15 protein-coding genes are annotated in these 17,453 nt (G+C 56.3%); 9 read left to right on the top strand and 6 right to left on the bottom strand.

Going from position 1 to position 17,453, the window contains the following annotated elements; translation table 11 throughout:
• Positions 1 to 76: 76 nt before the first annotated feature.
• The 3 genes from IF199_RS15245 to IF199_RS15235 all read left to right on the top strand — a co-directional run bounded on the left by IF199_RS15245 (position 77) and on the right by IF199_RS15235 (position 3,920).
• The gene (locus IF199_RS15245) at positions 77 to 1,156 is read left to right on the top strand and encodes a saccharopine dehydrogenase family protein (protein ID WP_192557951.1); all 1,080 of its coding nucleotides are present in this window, start codon (positions 77 to 79) and stop codon (positions 1,154 to 1,156) included.
• A gap of 74 nt (positions 1,157 to 1,230) precedes the next feature.
• Positions 1,231 to 2,487, top strand: a complete 1,257-nt coding sequence (locus IF199_RS15240) for an NADH:flavin oxidoreductase/NADH oxidase family protein (protein ID WP_192557950.1) — start codon at positions 1,231 to 1,233, stop codon at positions 2,485 to 2,487.
• Positions 2,484 to 3,920, top strand: coding sequence for a coniferyl aldehyde dehydrogenase (locus IF199_RS15235; protein ID WP_192557949.1), 1,437 nt, complete (start codon positions 2,484 to 2,486; stop codon positions 3,918 to 3,920). Before IF199_RS15240 ends, IF199_RS15235 begins: the two co-directional genes overlap by 4 nt.
• 258 nt (positions 3,921 to 4,178) lie before the next feature.
• Here the strand turns inward: IF199_RS15235 and IF199_RS15230 are convergent, their stop codons facing one another.
• The 3 genes from IF199_RS15230 to IF199_RS15220 are packed head-to-tail and all read right to left on the bottom strand — an operon-like array spanning position 4,179 to position 7,305.
• Positions 4,179 to 4,931 (bottom strand): SDR family oxidoreductase, encoded by a 753-nt coding sequence (locus tag IF199_RS15230; protein WP_244142387.1) that lies wholly within the window; start codon positions 4,929 to 4,931, stop codon positions 4,179 to 4,181.
• 27 nt (positions 4,932 to 4,958) lie between these two features.
• The gene (locus IF199_RS15225; protein ID WP_192557947.1) at positions 4,959 to 6,023 is read right to left on the bottom strand and encodes a phosphotransferase family protein; all 1,065 of its coding nucleotides are present in this window, start codon (positions 6,021 to 6,023) and stop codon (positions 4,959 to 4,961) included.
• A 43-nt stretch (positions 6,024 to 6,066) separates the two neighbouring features.
• On the bottom strand, positions 6,067 to 7,305 hold the full coding sequence (locus tag IF199_RS15220; protein WP_192557946.1) for an acyl-CoA dehydrogenase family protein: 1,239 nt from the start codon (positions 7,303 to 7,305) through the stop codon (positions 6,067 to 6,069).
• A 79-nt stretch (positions 7,306 to 7,384) separates the two neighbouring features.
• On the opposite strand from IF199_RS15220, the gene IF199_RS15215 reads away from it, so the two are divergent.
• Entirely contained in the window at positions 7,385 to 8,314 is a 930-nt protein-coding gene (locus IF199_RS15215; RefSeq protein ID WP_192557945.1) for a LysR family transcriptional regulator, read from the top strand.
• A 125-nt stretch (positions 8,315 to 8,439) separates the two neighbouring features.
• Here the strand turns inward: IF199_RS15215 and IF199_RS15210 are convergent, their stop codons facing one another.
• Both IF199_RS15210 and IF199_RS15205 read right to left on the bottom strand, forming a co-directional pair.
• On the bottom strand, positions 8,440 to 9,270 hold the full coding sequence (locus IF199_RS15210; protein ID WP_192560956.1) for an alpha/beta fold hydrolase: 831 nt from the start codon (positions 9,268 to 9,270) through the stop codon (positions 8,440 to 8,442).
• 786 nt (positions 9,271 to 10,056) lie between these two features.
• Positions 10,057 to 10,989, bottom strand: coding sequence for an NAD-dependent epimerase/dehydratase family protein (locus IF199_RS15205; RefSeq protein WP_192557944.1), 933 nt, complete (start codon positions 10,987 to 10,989; stop codon positions 10,057 to 10,059).
• Positions 10,990 to 11,287: 298 nt separating this feature from the next.
• On the opposite strand from IF199_RS15205, the gene IF199_RS15200 reads away from it, so the two are divergent.
• Complete coding sequence (locus IF199_RS15200) at positions 11,288 to 11,719, top strand: MerR family transcriptional regulator (RefSeq protein ID WP_192557943.1); 432 nt, start codon at positions 11,288 to 11,290, stop codon at positions 11,717 to 11,719.
• 69 nt (positions 11,720 to 11,788) lie between these two features.
• On the opposite strand, the gene prpR is transcribed toward IF199_RS15200, so the two are convergent.
• Entirely contained in the window at positions 11,789 to 13,747 is a 1,959-nt protein-coding gene (gene prpR, locus IF199_RS15195) for a propionate catabolism operon regulatory protein PrpR (RefSeq protein ID WP_192557942.1), read from the bottom strand.
• A gap of 200 nt (positions 13,748 to 13,947) precedes the next feature.
• Between prpR and IF199_RS15190 the strand changes: the two genes are divergently transcribed.
• Genes IF199_RS15190 through IF199_RS15175 form a run of 4 tightly spaced genes read left to right on the top strand, consistent with a single transcriptional unit; the run spans position 13,948 to position 17,353 of the window.
• On the top strand, positions 13,948 to 15,006 hold the full coding sequence (locus tag IF199_RS15190; protein WP_192557941.1) for a phosphotransferase family protein: 1,059 nt from the start codon (positions 13,948 to 13,950) through the stop codon (positions 15,004 to 15,006).
• Positions 15,003 to 15,359 carry a DUF6285 domain-containing protein gene (locus IF199_RS15185; protein WP_192557940.1) on the top strand — a complete coding sequence of 119 codons (357 nt, stop codon included), beginning with the start codon at positions 15,003 to 15,005 and terminating at the stop codon, positions 15,357 to 15,359. Before IF199_RS15190 ends, IF199_RS15185 begins: the two co-directional genes overlap by 4 nt.
• 54 nt (positions 15,360 to 15,413) lie before the next feature.
• A complete protein-coding gene (locus IF199_RS15180) occupies positions 15,414 to 16,589 on the top strand; it encodes an acyl-CoA dehydrogenase family protein (protein WP_192557939.1) in 1,176 nt (391 codons plus the stop codon).
• Entirely contained in the window at positions 16,586 to 17,353 is a 768-nt protein-coding gene (locus IF199_RS15175; protein WP_192557938.1) for an SDR family NAD(P)-dependent oxidoreductase, read from the top strand. Before IF199_RS15180 ends, IF199_RS15175 begins: the two co-directional genes overlap by 4 nt.
• Positions 17,354 to 17,453 lie beyond the last annotated feature (100 nt).

Below are 17,453 nucleotides of genomic sequence, written 5' to 3'. Positions count from 1 at the left end.
CTGACTTTAACGCTAGCGTCTGCTGCTGAATGAGCAAGGCGAAAACGCTCGTCACTAATCCACTCAGGAGCCATGCATGAGTCAGCAAGACAACTTTGATACGCAGATGAAATGGATGATTTATGGAGCCAACGGCTACACCGGCGAGTTGATCGCTCGTGATGCTGTAAAACGTGGGCTTAAACCTGTGCTAGCGGGACGCAGCCGGGACAAAGTTGAAGCCCTGGCTCGAGAGTTGGGTCTTGAAGCTCGGGTGTTTGGACTCGAAGACGAAGTACGTTTACTTGCCCAGATCAAAGGCCACGGCTTAATTCTGCATTGTGCAGGGCCGTTCTCAGCGACCGCCGTTCCGATGATGGAAGCATGCTTGCGTGCCAATGCACATTATTTGGATATCACCGGCGAGATTGCCGTATTCGAACACGCTCAATCCCTGAATGAACGTGCGCGGGCGGCGAGCGTGGTCATTTGCCCAGGCGTCGGTTTCGATGTGGTCCCTACGGACTGTGTAGCCGCTGCATTGAAAAATGCGATGCCGGATGCCACGCATCTGGCATTGGGTTTTGATTCGCGCTCAAGTTTTTCGCCCGGTACTGCCAAGACTTCAATTGAAGGTATGGCGCAGGGTGGCAAGGTTCGCCGTGACGGCAAAATCACCTCGGTGCCGCTGGCCTACCGGGTGCGTCGCATCGACTTTGGTGCCGGAGAAAAACTCGCAATGACTATTCCATGGGGCGATGTTTCGACTGCTTGGCACACCACCGGTATTGCCAACATCGAAGTTTTCATCCCGGGCTCCGCTGGCATGATCCGCGGCGCCCGGTTTGCTAATTGGATTCGTCCGTTGTTGGGTTTGTCGTTCGTGCAGCGGCTGCTCAAAGCACGAATTGGAAAAACCGTGGTCGGCCCAGATCAGGAAAAACGCGCAGATCAAGGCACTTATGTTTGGGGCGAGGCTCGCAACGCCCGTGGTGAGTGCAAAACCGCGCGTCTGCATACCGCGAACGTCTACAGCTTGACGATCGACGCTGCATTGGCGGTGGTTGATTACCTGTTGCAAATGCGTCCGACTGGCGGGGCTTACACACCCGCACTGTTGTTAGGCGCTGAACTGGTGACGCATTTGCCAGGATCTGGCGCGATGAACATCGACTGACTCGGAAAAAAGATGTTGACCTTGAAGTTGACTTTAATCTTAAGGTGGCCTCATATCCAGTTGAGGACTGCCCCATGAATGTGTTCGACACCCTGATGCTTCCAAACGGTTCGTCCATCAAGAACCGAATCGCCAAAGCCGCCATGGAAGAGAACATGGCGGACGCCGATCAGGCACCCTCCGAAGAACTGATGCGTCTCTACCAAGCGTGGGCCGATGGTGGTGCAGGCCTGATCATCACCGGTAACGTGATGGTCGACGGGCGCGCCATGACTGGACCGGGTGGCGTAGTTTTGCAGGACGATCAGCAACTAACCAAGTTCAAGCGTTGGGCGCGTATTGGTCGATCTGGCGGTGCGCAGTTCTGGTTGCAGATCAATCACCCAGGGCGGCAGATGCAGTCCAATCTTGGGCAAAAAACATGGGCGCCGTCGGCCGTGCCGCTGGATTTAGGCAAACTGTCCAAGCGTTTCGCTACGCCTCACGCGATGACCTCCGGCGTGATTAAGGAGGTCATCCAGCGCTTTGCGAATACCGCGCGCCTCGGTGAACAAGCCGGGTTCACCGGCGTGGAGGTCCATGCCGCGCATGGCTATTTGTTGAGCCAGTTTCTTTCGCCACTGACCAATAAAAGGACAGACGAGTGGGGCGGCTCTTTGGAAAATCGCGCACGGCTGTTGCTCGAAATCGTCAAAGCGGTCAGGGCTGTGGTTTCGGCGGAGTTTGCAGTAGCGGTCAAGCTCAATTCCGCGGATTTCCAGCGGGGAGGGTTCACCGCCGATGATGCGAAAAAGGTCGTTGAGCTGCTGAACGGTCTCGGTGTGGATTTGGTGGAACTATCCGGCGGTAGTTACGAAGCGCCCGCCATGCAAGGTGAGGCGCGCGATGGCCGCACACTGGCTCGCGAAGCCTATTTCGTCGAGTTCGCACGTGATATCCAAACGGTCGCCAAAATGCCGGTGATGGTCACCGGTGGTATACGTCGCCGCCCGGTGGCCGAAGGCGTCGTGCGGAGTGGCGTGGACATGGTGGGCATCGGAACAGCGTTAGCCATCGATCCGCACTTGCCTCGTGACTGGCTGCTGGGCAAAGACAATGCCCCGCAATTGCCACCGATTACCTGGAAAAATAAAGCCATCGCTTCCTTGGCCAACATGGCGGTAGTGAAGTTTCAACTACGCAAACTCAGTCGGGCTAAAAAGCCCGATCCGAACGTTTCACCGTTGCGTGCCCTGATCCTGCAACAGCTCTCCATGGTCTTTCGCACTCGTCAGTATCGTAGCTGGATAGAAAAGTCTTCGCATTACAACGGCCTGGGAGACGCAAAATGAACATTGCTGTAGAGCACTCCCCAGTTATTGAAGCCGCCAATACGCTCGACCAACAAAGAAGGGCATTTCTTAACGACGGGCCACCCAGCCTGAAACGACGTAGGGCCAACTTGGTCAAACTGCGCGCGGTAGTTCTCGCTTACAAACTTGAAGTTGAGGATGCAATCAGTACTGACTTCGGCAATCGCTCCAAGCATGAAACTGACATCATGGAGCTGATTGGAGTGGTGCAGTCCATTGATTACTTGCTTCGACACTTGCGCCAATTCATGAAGCCCGAACGTCGGCACGTCGCTGCGTTTCATCGCGCCGGCCGCGCCTATGTGGAGTTCCAGCCGAAAGGTGTGATCGGAGTCATGGCGCCTTGGAACTACCCGTTCTCCCTAACCTTCATTCCATTGGCGACGGCCCTCGCGGCTGGCAACCGGGTGATGATCAAACCATCCGAGCTTACGCCGCGCACTAGCGAACTGATCCAGCGCATGCTGACAAGCTGTTTTTCTGCCGATGAGGTAGCAGTGGTACTCGGCGGTCCTGAGACAGGTGCCTATTTCAGCAGCCTTCCATTCGATCATCTGCTGTTCACCGGCAGCACTCAGGTAGGTCGAATGGTAATGCGTGCCGCCAGTGATAATTTGGTACCGCTGACCCTTGAACTGGGCGGCAAGAGCCCCGTGGTTGTAGCACCAGGCCATGCAGGGCGCAGCACATTGGAAAGCATCGTCTTCGGCAAATTATCCAATGCTGGACAGACCTGCGTTGCGCCGGACTACGCCCTAGTCCATGAAGAAGACCTTGGGGAGTTCATCACCCAGTATCGCGACGCTGTTGCCCGTTCTTATCCTCAAGGCCCAACCAGTCCCGATTACACCTCGATTATCAGCGACAGGCATTACGTGCGGTTGCATACGCTCATCAAAGACGCACGTAGCAAGGGAGCGGACGTGATCGAGGTAGGAGTGACTCCAGAGCGTGCGGTAGAGCGACCGCGGACGATGGCTCCGGTGTTGATCGTGGGAGCCGACGATGATGCATTGGTCATGCAGGAAGAGATCTTTGGCCCATTGCTGCCGGTTCGTACCTACCGCTCTCTCGACGAAGTAATCGATTACATCAACGCCAGGCCGCGTCCACTCGCGCTTTACTATTTCGGCAATATGGATGCCGGTGGCGAGGCCGTGCTCAATCGCACCACATCCGGGAATGTCGGTATCAACAACACTCTGTTGCACGTTGCCGTGGATGATCTACCCTTCGGCGGCGTAGGGCCGAGCGGTATGGGGGCTTACCACGGCATCGAAGGTTTTCGCTCCATGAGCCATGCCAAGGGAGTATTCGTCCAGGGTCGCTGGAGTCTACCTAGCTTGCTTAGGGCACCTTTTGGCAAGCTGGCTGATTTCGCTATCGCATTTACGCTTCGGGGGCGGCTATAACGCCATGTCGAATTGCTAAGGAAACCCTAGTCCTCATCCTCGAAAGTAAGGCTTAGGTCAATATGAACGATGCAATCCTCAGGTGCGATTCACCAATCGCCAAGCCAGCACTTTGAAATGTATGTAACATCGTCAGGGTAGGTGGCAGACCAAGTGCACGCAGTGCATTTGGTCGCAACTAATGCAGTTTTTTATACCGCGTGCGAAGAAGCGTTGTGATAGGTCTTCGCAGAGGCCGGTCACTGAGCGAGCTACACGTCAGTTGAACTTCACGATCCAGCGCAGTGGCAAGACCCTCATAAAAAACGCAAAAAGCCTCCAAGGCCATGCCGGGACATACGCCGTCGTTGGCCTCCGCTCAATAGCCGCTACCAAGGCTCGGCATCCCGTTTCTTCACTGACTTCAAAGGGAAGTTTCTTGGCACCAGCATTGAGTTCTGTGCGGATATAGCCAGGGTAAATCGTGCTGACTCGAATAGGTGTTGAAAGCAGCTCCGCACGAATGCCTTCGCTTAGATGAGCGAGAGCGGCCTTACTGGCGGCATAGGCGGTCAGATGTTTGGGGAGGCCTCTGACTGCACTCATGGAGGAAATAGTGACCAGGTGCCCAGAGTTCTGTTCTCGAAAAATTTCGACGGCCGCCTCACATTGGGCGAGCGCCGCGATGAAGTTGGTCTCGGCTGTACGACGATTAATGTCGAAATGTCCGGAGCCAATGCGGCGACCTTCACCGACGCCGGCATTCACAATAATGCGATCAATTCGACCAAAGAGTCGCTGAAACTCTCGAAAGACACAAAACACTTCTGCGTGCTCATTCACGTCCAAGCACAGTATCTCGACCCTGATGCCGTAGCGGGAGATCAACTCCTGTTTGAGGGTTTCAAGCCGATCGGTGCGTCTCGCACACAGTGCAAGGTTATATCCGAGTTCGGCAAATCCCCTGGCCATCCCTGCTCCAAGACCTGAGCTGGCACCAGTTATTACGACGTTTTTGGCGTTGGCACTCATTGTCATTACCTCTTGAAAAGTGGAGGCTCAAAAACCTGCACGGCGAATGATGCCGCGGCAACGCCAGTCAAAATAATTGACCAATACCCAGTAGTTCCTGAAATTGGGGTTTCGGGTTTGTCCATGGTGATAGCGGTAGTAGATCTGCTGTGCGATGCAGGCTAGGCGGAAGAGCCCAAAGACTTCATAGAAGGCCCAGTTTTCACAAGCAAGCCCCGAACGTATGAGGTAATAGTCCACAACGTCTCGGCGCGTCAGCATGCCGGGTAGGTGAGTAGGTTGCCTACGTGACGCCCTCATTAGAGCGTTGTCGTCCGCTTGTACCCAGTAGGCAAGCATGCAACCCAAATCCATTAGCGGGTCACCCAGCGTGGCTAACTCCCAGTCCAACACACCGATGATGTTGGATGGCTCTTGTGGTGCGAGAACAAGGTTGTCAAACCGCCAGTCATTGTGGATGACGCAGGTCCGACTATCGGCCGGAGTATTAGCTTTGAGCCAACGGCGTACTTTTCGAAAGCTCGGCACATTCCAAGTACGTGCCTTCTCATAACGATCATCCCAGCCCTCTACCTGGCGTACGCAATAGCCAGCCCCCTTACCGATACCCGCCAACCCCGCTGCTTGGTAGTCAACCTTATGGAGGGCGACGAGCGTGTCGAGCATGTTCAGGCAAAGTTGGCGGACATGCGGCACATCCAGATTGAGTTCTCGGGGTAGGTTGGCCCGCGGAATGATGCCTTCAAGACGTTCCATTACGTAGAAATCACAGCCCAGTACGGAAGGATCCTGACAGGCGGCAACCATGGTTGGGACAACCGGAAATGCTTCCTTCAGCAGTCGCTGGATATTGTATTCGCGCATCATGTCGTGTGCGGATGCCGCCTTGGTGCCTGCGGGCGGACGTCGCAAAATGAAGTCTCTGTTCGAGTACAAGAGCCGATAAGTCCAGTTAGAGGCACCACCAGAGTACTGGGTGACTTCTGGAATGCCCTGCAGATCCGGCACGGTTTCTTTCAACCAGCGATCGACGGTTCCAATGTCTAACTCTTCACCACGCCGAACGGCACCGCCTTTATCGATCACACTCATGTGTCTACTCCCGAAGCAACGAGGCAGTCATGTATTGAGAGCCTCACTTCTTATCCATGAAGCCGCGCTTCATGAGTTCAATTCGTGTGATGACGCCTTTGTGAACTTCATCCGGCCCATCGGCAAGACGAAGGCTGCGCGCCTGGATAAAGAACCCTGTTAGAGGAAGATCGCGTGTGAGTCCGGCGCCGCCATGCAGTTGAATCGCCATATCGACCACCTGCTGCAACATGTTCGGTGCTGCCACTTTGATTGCCGATATTTCTGACATGGCGCCCATGGCGCCAACCTTGTCCATCTTCCAAGCGGCGTACAGTGTGAGAAGGCGTGCCTGGTCAATGGCAATGCGTGCCTCAGCAATGCGCTCACGGTTACCGCCCAGATTGAGAATGGGCTTACCAAAGGCCGTGCGGCTCATTCCGCGCTGAATGGTGAGATCCAAGGCTTTTTCTGCGGCACCGATGCAGCGCATGCAGTGATGGATACGGCCTGGTCCCAAGCGGCCTTGAGCAATTTCGAACCCCATGCCTGGGCCGCTGATGAAGTGACTGATCGGAACGCGGACATTTTTGAAGCTGACCTGACCATGGCCGTGAGGAGCGTCGAATTCACCAAAAACCGGCAGCATCCGTTCAATCGTTACACCCGGTGCATCCAAAGGAACCAAGACCATGGAGTGTTGATGGTGACGGTCTTTAGAGCCGTCCGGGGTGTGCGCCATGAAGATGGCGATCTTGGCGTGAGGGTCGCCGATTCCGCTGGACCACCATTTGTCGCCATTAAGGACGATCTCATTTCCCTCGATGATGGCAGTGGCTTGCATATTCGTGGCATCGGAAGACGCCACATCCGGCTCTGTCATGCAAAACACAGAGCGAATTTCACCAGCGAGGAGGGGCTTCAGCCATTTTTCCTTTTGCTCCTCAGAGCCATAGCGCCACAGTACTTCCATGTTGCCAGAGTCAGGCGCATTGCAATTGAACACGGTTGCTGCCAAGAGACTGCGACCCATCTCCTCTGCAATGGGTGCATATTCCTGAACACCTAGACCCGCACCGAGCACAGGATCCGGCAAGAAGAGATTCCAAAGCCCCTCTTCACGGGCTTTACGCTTGAGCTCGTCAAGAACGACCGGCACGGTCCACGTCTTCCAATCAGGACTTTGACAGGAGGTCATTACCTCTGTCCAAAAAGCAGGTTCGACAGGCTCGATTTCGTTGCGAATGAAGGCTTTGACGCGCTTGAGATAGTCCTGCGCGCGCGTGCTGAACTCGAAGTCCATAGTACGGCTCCTGAATTAGGTGTCATCAGGATAGAGGCTGCAGTACCATGAACGAATCGATAAATATTCATCATATATTATGAACAATAATCATAACTCTTATGCTCTGGCCCGACTGGATCTGAACCTCTTGCAGATATTCTCTGTGATCTATCAAGAGCGGAATTTGACGCGGGCTGCCGAGCGTCTCTGTATTAGCCCGTCCGCAGTCAGCCATGCCTTACGCCGCATGCGGGGTCATTTGGGGGACCCCTTGTTCAATCGAGAGGCACAAGGCGTTGCTCCAACTACACTGGCGTACCGCATCTGGCCAGACATCCAGCAGGGACTCAGCTATTTAGAGCGCGCCATCACCCGCAGTGAGAGCTTCAACCCACGTCGCGATATCCATCGGATCACGCTGGCCATGCCTGATGAATTGGAACCGATGTTGCTGCTGCGGCTGCAAACTCTCATAAACCACCATCTGCCTGATGTGAGAATTGATAGCGTAAGAATCAACCGCTCCACGCTGCGCTCGGATTTAGCTGCGGGACATATCGATTGCGCCATTGATGTCGCACAGCCTGCTGCGGAAGGGTTGGCATATGCTCCGCTTGCCCAGGATGATTGGGTGGTGGTGAGCCGGCGTCCCTTTGTATTGGATACTTCTACCTATGTGGAGGCGAAGCATGTCACGGTCTCTTCAAGACGTACCGGTATGGTTTTAGAGGATTTCGCGCTTGCGCAGCAGGGGATCGAGCGGCAGGTCATGATGCGCTGCCAGAGTTATGAGGCCGCATTCCGGCTAGTGACTCAAAGCGAATTTCTTCTGACGATGCCACGTAGCCTTGCACTTTCGATCAACAGCTATTTGGAGAACTGCCTGCTGGAAGTGCCTTTCTGGCTTCCAGAAATTAGGCTGAATCTTTATTGGTTGAGTAGTCGATCAACTGATCCAGCCAATACTTGGTTGCGCGATCTGCTTCTTACGATGGGGATTGACGGTGCCGTCGGTGAGCAAATCTAGATGCACCGTCTAGCTGCTACACCTCATTGTTAGCTACGGCAGACCATGTTGTACTTTGGACAGGCAGGTCAGTTATCGACCCGCATAGCTCGCGGGTCGATAATTGTTAACCGGCTTCTTTGCCGTCAGGAGTTTATGAAGGCCAGCAGGTCGGCATTGACTTGATCAGCGTGGGTAGTCGGAATGCCATGTGGTGCCCCTTTGTAGGTGTGGAGCTTACCATTCTTGACCAGTTTGGCTGAGAGCACGCCGGAGTCCGCGTAGGGCACGACCTGATCGTCATCGCCATGGATCACCAGGACGGGAATAGAGATGCCTTTCAGATCCTCGGTGAAGTCGGTTTGTGAGAACGCGACAATGCCATCGTAGTGAGCCTTCGCGCATCCCATCATGCCCTGACGCCACCAGTTCCAAATCACCGCCTCCGAAGGTTTGGCGCCTGGACGGTTGTAGCCATAGAAGGGGCCCGCAGGAACGTCATAGTAGAACTGTGCGCGGTTAGCGGCGAGCGCGGCCTGGAAACCATCAAAAACGTCTTTGGGAGTACCGCCTGGGTTGCTAGCTGTCTTGACCATCAGCGGCGGCACTGAACTGATCAATACAGCTTTTGACACCTTGTCCTGTCCATGTCTTGCTATGTAGCGCACCACTTGCCCGCCGCCCGTGGAATGCCCGACATGCATCGCACCGTGTGTGCCGAGTTTCTCGACTACAGCAGCAACATCGTCTGCGTAGTGATCCATGTCATGGCCATCCCAGACCTGGCTGGAACGGCCATGACCTCGGCGATCATGCGCAACTACTCGAAATCCCTTGTTAACGAAGAACAGCATTTGCGCATCCCAGTCGTCCGCACTGAGTGGCCAGCCATGATGGAAATGGATGACCTTGGCGTCGCGCGGACCCCAGTCTTTATAGTAGATCTCAACGCCGTCTTTAGTCGTGACAGTGCCCATGTTTAGAGTTCCTTTGTGGTGTTCACTCGTGGATGAAGTGCCGCCGAATGCCCAGCCGGGAAGCGCCAAGCTTCCGGCCACTACCGCTCCGCCTATGATCAGGCTACGACGGAGGGCATCGACATGTTCGCCATGCTGAAAAACCGACTTGGAATCTTGCTTCATCGTTGGCCTCTCGCTGACAGAGTTACGTCATTTTTCAAATGCGACCCGGTTTCCCACGGATCCTTATTGCTGAGAGCTTGCTTGAGGCACCGACTCATCCTGCTTTATGGAGCCAGCAAGTGAGCCGGAGGATTGCGAACGAATCTCTGATATTTTCGAGACGCGGCTGGATCAGGGACTGGTTCGGATTTAATCCTAGTATTGAAGTTAACTTTAATGTCAATACATATTCGGTATAAACCATGCTGCCCGCTGACCAATTTAGAAAGCCCTCAGCCCGATCTGGCTCACGTTACCCCCTCGGAGCGGGCTCTCGTGTGGATCTTTGAAAAGTAAGCCGGCCCTCCTGTACGCCAAAAAATAGAAAAGAAATCTTCAACCACATTTGCTCTTTTTCACCGCACGCCTTCCACAGCGCTGAAAAATGCTCACCCTAAGCGTCTGTTAGAGGAAAGCGAAAGGGCGTTCGAATGCCCTTTTGTGTCGAGTCGAAAAGTGTTGAGGTCATTCTCATGCTTGACATTCAAGCCTACTTAAAGGTTACGGTGTGTGGAGCTGAAACGCCTCTAGCGGCCAAAGTCAAATGTGCACCAGTAATTCTAGATATGGGTAAGGGAGAGCTTAGCGGCTGCTACGCGTGCCCAGAAGGTCGGTAAGCCCTTCGCGATATGTCGTGAGCTTGAAGTCCGGGAAGCGCTGTTTGTACTTCGAAGAGTCGAACAGGTTGTGATGCTCGTACCGTGGCAGCAGTTCGTGTAATTCGCGCACCTGCTTAGATATCAGACCTACAGCTGTCAATGTCCATTTGCCTAGCACCTTGTAGGAGGCTTGTATGCCAGCGATTTCGGATGCGAGAGCAACAAATTGCTTATAGGTCAGGCGGTCGTCATCGCAGGGAAGGTGCCAGGTTTGTCCGTACGTGTCAGGCGAGTTACCAAGGACGGCTAGCGACCGGCTTGCATCGGGGGTCCAGATCAGCGTGCGCAGAGTGTCATCCCGGACTGGGATGCGGGGGGGCTTGCCGGCTTTGATTTTGTCGATGACCAATGAGTTGGTGATGCTCTGTGTCTTGTCTGGGCCATAGAATTCAGGGGCACGGCCAATGACAACTGGGATGTCGCCTCGCTGCATTTCTTGCAGCACCATTGATGCCATCTTCGCTCGTACCTGGCCTTTGCGACCCACTGGTTCGAACGGCGCATCTTCAGTCAAGACGCGATCATCCTGAGGGTACATATAGGTGTTGTCGAAATAGACGAACTTGGCCTTGGACGCACGAGCTGCGTCGAGCGCATTTTTCAGCATCACAGGGAACTGAATCTCCCATAGCTGAGTGTCTGGAGGAAGGCCGGCTGTGAAGTAAACAATACTACTACCTTCGACCGCCTTGGCTGTTTGGCTAGCATCTAGCAAATTTGCTGATACTAGACTGTCGAAAGCATTGATTTTGTGAGGGTTTCGACTGACGAGCCGAATATCCTGAGTGAATGTGCGACCCAGCTCTCGCGTCAGTTCGATGGCAATCTGGCCGGTTGCCCCTAAAACGGTTTGCATTTGATCTCCTTGACACGCTTGTAGAGCGTCAGTGACTCGTTGTATTTGGGCTGGCTTCCTTAACCGCACTACTTAAAAGTGAGAGTCAGCCATATCCGTCACAGTAGTGACCGCGCATCCACTTTAGGATTAAAGGGGACTTTAATGTCAAGCATATACCTCGTCATTTAAGAGGGACGCAGCAAATTTAGGGGGGGTGAGAGGCAAGGAGTGGGGAGGTCGGTACTTGTTAGTCTTGGGCTGGCCTCCACCTAAAGGATAGTAAAAATTACCGTCAGCATATTTTCGAAGGTGTTGTATGAGAATTGGAGAGCTTGCGAAGATTACGGGCTTGGCCCCTTCGCGTATTCGTTTTTACGAGGCAAGTGGTCTTATACGGTCGGTCGATCGCAAGGCAAATGGGTACCGTGACTACGCAGACGAAATAGTTTGGGTACTTGAGATGATTACCACGGCACAAACGGCAGGCTTTTCATTAGAAGAAATTCGAAGTTTATTACCAATCAACTCGACTGGTTGGCTCCACGATGAGCTACTCCTTAGTCTCAAACGAAAGATTGAAGAGATCGAGGCTTTAGAGTTACGGCTGGCATGTAATAAGAAACAATTATTCATGGTGGTTGAAAGTATTGAAAGTAAACCTGATGGAATGCCATGCATAGAAAATACACAGCAAGTACTTGATCGCCTACGTGAGGGAATGGTGCTGGGTAAGGAATGCGCCAAATAAACGCCATGTATACCTATACAAAACAGGCGTCGCTCCCGAAAGGCGACGCCGTTGGTGATTCTGGGGCGATCAAACTTGACGAGTATCGCGCAACCGTCGCCATAAGGTGGTTCGACTGATGCCTAAACTGCGTGCGGCTTCGTCCATATTGCCCTGACAGTTTTCTAGCGTTCGCTGCAAATGAAGTAGCTGTGCGGCTTTGCCGACGGAGTGCATATCTGTTTCAGGGCGTGCCGCTTTTCGGGTGTTTGCAAGAGGGGGCTTTGCGCTCAGCTCTGGAAGCACGCGAGTTAAGTACTCTTCATTCACTACGTTGCCATCCAAGAGCTCCCGCACCGAAAGCATAGCGCGCTCAATTACGTTCTCCAGCTCCCGGACATTGCCAGGCCAGGTGTGACGCACTAGGTATGGCAGCAGCGCTGTCACTACCTGCGCCGCGTTCGGTGGCTGGTTCTGTGCCAGTAGGCGCTGGCTAATACCCTGACAGATCAGGGGTATGTCCTCGGGCCGCTCTCGCAGCGGCGTGGTTTGCAGTCGGAGGATATTCAGTCGGTAATAGAGGTCAGTGCGGAACGTGCCTTCATCTATCGCCGTGCTCAGGTGCCGGTGAGTTGCAGCAATGATTCGGACATCTATGGCAATCGGCTCTGTGCTGCCTAGACGTAGTACTTCGCGCTCCTGCAGCACTCGCAGCAGGCGGGTCTGTAGTGATACGGGCATGTCCCCGATTTCGTCGAGGAACAGCGTGCCGCGGTGCGCTGCCTCGAACAGGCCAGGTTTGCCGCCTTTGCGTGAGCCGCTGAAGGCACCTTCCTCGTAGCCGAACAGTTCGCTTTCTAGGAGTGCTTCTGGAAACGCCGCACAGTTAATTGCGACGAAGGGGCCTTGGCGGCGTGGGCTTTCATTGTGAATACCTTGGGCTAGAAGCTCCTTGCCAGTGCCGCTTTCGCCCGTGATCAGGATGGTCGAATTGCTGGTGGCGAAGCGCTCAGCCAGTTCCAGCATTTCGCGATTGATCTTACTGTTGCCGCTCAGATGTGCGAGCTGGTAACGCGCTGTAAAGGCACCGGGGCGTCTACTGACGCGGATGCGTTGATCCGCACGTTGTACCGCCGTGGTGTCCTGGCAAGTCAGTACTAGCCCGGTGCGTTCACCGTTTTCCAAGATCGGCAGCAAGTTGCTGACCACTGACTGGGAACCTAGGCGAATCACCCGGTTTTCCTCTCTCGTGCCGTCGCGCAGGGCCTGTGGCAGGTCCAGCTCAGGGCAGAGGGCTTGTAAGGGACGCCCTAGTGCCGCGCTGACAGGTAGCGACAGCAATTGCGCCAACGCTGGGTTCAGCGATTGCACAATGCCCCGGTTGTCGACCGCGGCTACGCCGGTAGGAATATGTTGCAGTACGGCATCTAGATGACGGCGTTTGGCGATTTCAATGCGCTGACTGTCAAGGACGCTCAGTGCCTCCTCGAGAGCCTTGCGCACTGTATCTTCACTCAGTGACAGCACGCCACACAGCCCAGCCTGTTCCGCCAGTTCCACCACCGTCGACGAACCGATGATGCTACGACAGTCCAGTCTGGCGACCTGCTCGACAGCCTGGCGGGCTCCTTCCAGCGAGGTGTAGGCGGCTTGGTGCACCTGCACGGTGAACAGCGCGGCCGAAGCCTGCAACTCAAGGTTGATGTGACTGTAACTGAGCAAGGCCACGTGCGTGCCATGCTCCCGAGCCTGGCCCAGGGCGCGCATCAGGTCTCCGCCGCCGACCCGCATCGCAAGCACCGGCCGGGCCAGGTGCTTGCGCAGGTAGGCAGCGGTGGCTCCGGCACAGACGAACACGTCGACCTTGCCACGCTGCTCCAGGTCGCGAGCGGTCTGCAACGCTTCGGCCACCGAGGTGTCGAGAATTTCGATAGAGGTGTCGGGATAATCCGCCGTGAGCCCAGCAACTACTTGGGCTAGGCGGCTGCGTTGCCGGGGACGTTGCAAGTGGCTGATGAGCACCACAACCTGGGAGACGGGGGAGTGCATGACGAGCTCTGTTCAGAGTTGAAATGTTGCAATGGTGAATGAAAGCATTGCAGAAGTGAAATGAAGACTGCGCCACTGGGCACCGTGGAAAATGTCGTAGACCAAGGCTGACGGACCTTGCAACCGGATGATGGACAGTTGGCCCAGCCCTTGCTCTAGCCCTCTTGCAACTCAACAGCGAAGGCAGGGCCTATTGACCCATGAGCAGTTCCTCTTTGATACCGGTGGCCAGCGACCCGATCGTGGTCAGTGCCAATGACCAACGGTTGGTCGATTTCATCTGTGAACACGCTCACGCCGAGCGGGTGTTCATCACCGCCCGCAAGCGCCTAAGCGGGGGCGCAATCCAGGAAAACTGGCGGCTGGACCTTCTGATCGAGGGCGGCCCTTGGGCTGGTAGCCGGAGCTGGGTACTGCGCAGTGATGCATTGTCCGCGCTGCCGGCCAGCCTCGATCGCGAGCAGGAGTTCGCCGTGCTCCAGGTAGTTCACCAGGCTGGGGTGAAAGTACCTCGACCGCTTTGGCTGTGCCGCGATATGCGGGTGCAAGGGAGAGTGTTCTTCCTTATGGAGTACGTATCGGGCATCGCGGCCGGGCGCCTGTTAAGTGCCCAGGCCGGTCCACAGGGCGGAGCCATCCTGGCGGCACAGCTGGGTGCCAACCTGGCGCGCCTGCACCGGGTGCGTCCACCGAACGCGGCGCTGGAGTTCCTGCCAGTGGCTGACGCTCCTCCCGCCCTTGCAACAATCAACGACTACCGTCGCTATCTCGACACCCTCGACGAGGCCTATCCGGCCTTGGAGTGGGGGCTGCGTTGGTGTGAACTGCATGCTCCGCGCAGACATGTCCTGTGCCTGCTGCACCGCGACTACCGCACCGGTAACTACCTGGCCAGTGAACAGGGGTTAGAAGCAGTACTCGACTGGGAGTTCAGCGGTTGGGGTGACCCGTACGAGGACCTGGGCTGGTTTACAGCCCGGTGCTGGCGGTTCATCCGCCCGGATCTGGAAGCCGGAGGCATTGGCCTGCTTGAGGACTTCCTGCGCGGCTACCATGAGGTGTCCACCTTGTGCATCGAGCGCAACCAACTGCACTACTGGCAGGTCATGGCCACCTTGCGCTGGGCGGTGATCGCCCTGCAGCAAGGGCAGCGTCACCTATCCGGCGAAGAACCTTCCCTCGAACTTGCTCTGACCGCGCGCCTGCTGCCGGAGCTCGAACTCGACATCCTGCATATGACCGGAGCCGTCGCACCATGACCCAACCGAATGCCCAGCAACTGCTCGACATTGCCCGCCTGACGCTGCAGGAGCAGATCCTGCCTTCACTGCCTGGCGAGCTGCGCTATCAGGCACTGATGATCGCTAACGCCATGGCTATTGCCGCCCGCGAAAGCCATCTGCAGGGCGAGGTAGGAGACCAGGAGCAAGCACGATTGACGGCTCTGGTCGACGAGCCGACGACGACGCTGTCCGCCACGCGACGTCACCTGGCCCGGGCAATCCGCCAGGGCCGCCATGACACCCCGCAGGCTCGTCGCACCCTGGTCGAGACTCTTCGCCAGGTGACGCTCGCCCGTCTGGCGATCAGCAATCCCAAAGCCATTCCCTGAGCTCGGTTGGCCACCGCCATTTCCCAAGACTGACAAACACGCAAAAGGACAACCATGAACTTTACTCTCCCGGACGACCTGCTGGCATTGCAGGCCAGAACTCGTGACTTCATCGCCGAACAGGTGATTCCCTTCGAAAACGACCCGCGCCAGGATAACCATGGTCCCAGCGATGCCCTGCGTCAGGACCTGCTGGCTCGGGCTCGCGCCGCTGGCTTGCTGACACCCCACGCCAGCCCTGAAATGGGCGGTATGGGCTTGAGTCACGTGGCCAAGGCGATCGTCTTCGAAGAGGCCGGCTATTCACCGCTGGGTCCAGTGGCGCTGAATATCCACGCCCCTGATGAAGGCAACATTCACCTGATGGATGTGGTTGCCACCGAGGCACAGAAGGACCGCTGGTTGCGCCCGTTGGTCCAGGGCCGGGCCCGCTCGTGCTTCGCCATGACCGAACCGGCGCCCGGTTCCGGCTCGGATCCGTCGATGCTGTGCACCACCGCCACGCGCGATGGTGACGACTATCTGATCAACGGCCGCAAGTGGCTGATCACCGGGGCCGAAGGCGCCGACTTCGGCATCGTCATGGCGCGCATGGAGGACGGCACGGCGACCATGTTCCTGACCGACATGCGACGCGACGGTATCACCCACGAACGCCAGCTGGACTCCCTGGACAGATGTTTCACCGGTGGTCACGGGCAACTGCGCTTCGACAACCTACGAATTCCCGCCAGCGACGTGCTGGGCGAGATAGGCAAGGGTTTCCGCTACGCCCAGGTGCGCTTAGCGCCGGCTCGTCTGACCCACTGCATGCGCTGGCTGGGGGCTGCCCGGCGCGCGCATGACATCGCTTGTGACTATGCGCGTACGCGTGACTCTTTTGGCAAGCCGCTGGGCGAGCATCAGGGGGTTGGCTTCATGCTGGCTGACAACCTGATGGATCTGCATGTAGTACGCCTGGCGGTCTGGCATTGCGCCTGGGTGCTCGATCAGGGGCAGCGAGCGAACGTTGATTCAAGCATGGCGAAGGTAATCAGTGCGGAGGCGCTGTGGCGGGTAGTTGATCGCTGCGTGCAAGTTCTCGGTGGCCGTGGAGTTACCGGAGAAACCGTCGTCGAGCGCATTTTCCGTGATATCCGTCCTTTTCGCATCTACGACGGCCCGAGCGAGGTCCATCGAATGAGCTTGGCGAAAAAGATTCTCGATCGCCGTGTAGGAGCGTACGGATGAAACCATCGATTGCCAGGTTGTTCGAGCTCGACGGTCGTCGCGCTCTGGTCACTGGTGCGTCCAGCGGACTTGGCCGGCATTTCGCTCTCACCTTGGCGGCGGCTGGGGCAGAGGTCGCTGTCGCCGCGCGGCGTATCGAGCCGTTACGTGAGTTGGTCGAAGAAATCGAAAGTGCTGGCGGCCGTGCCAGGGCATTCGCAATGGATGTGACCCGTCGCAACGATGTATGTCGCTGCCTAGACGAGGCCGGTCCGTTGGATATCCTGGTCAACAACGCTGGGGTTAGCGACAGCCAGAATGTGCTGGACTACGACGACGAAGGTTGGGACCGCATCCTTGACACCAATCTGAAGGGGGCCTGGATCGTCGCCCAGGAAACCGCACGGCGGATGGTGGCCGCAGGACGTAGCGGCAGCCTCATCAACGTCACCTCAATCCTTGCCAGTCGCGTAGCAGGTGCGGTCAGTCCCTACGTGGCGGCGAAGGCCGGACTGGGCCAATTGACCTGTGCCATGGCGCTGGAGCTTGCGCGTCACGGCATTCGCGTCAATGCCCTCGCTCCCGGCTACGTGATTACCGAACTCAATGAATCATTCCTGCGTAGTGACGCTGGGGAAAAGCTCCGTGCGCGAATTCCCGGGCGCCGTTTCAGCCAGCCGGCGGATCTCGATGGCGCCTTGTTGCTGCTTGCTTCCGATGCCGGGAAGGCAATGAGCGGAGCGGAAATAGTGGTTGATGGAGGGCATCTGTGTAGCGGCCTGTAAGCCTTTGTTGCGCACGTTTCGAACAGTCGGAGCAGGGCTCCGCGAATAAGAACAACAGACCGAAAACCGTCAGGAGGATTGTATGTACTTACGTTCCAGT

Source organism: Pseudomonas allokribbensis (genome assembly GCF_014863605.1).
Taxonomy (GTDB): Bacteria; Pseudomonadota; Gammaproteobacteria; order Pseudomonadales; family Pseudomonadaceae; genus Aquipseudomonas; species Aquipseudomonas allokribbensis.
The sequence above is the reverse complement of the archived record's forward strand: the minus strand, read 5'-3'. Positions and strand labels throughout refer to the sequence as shown.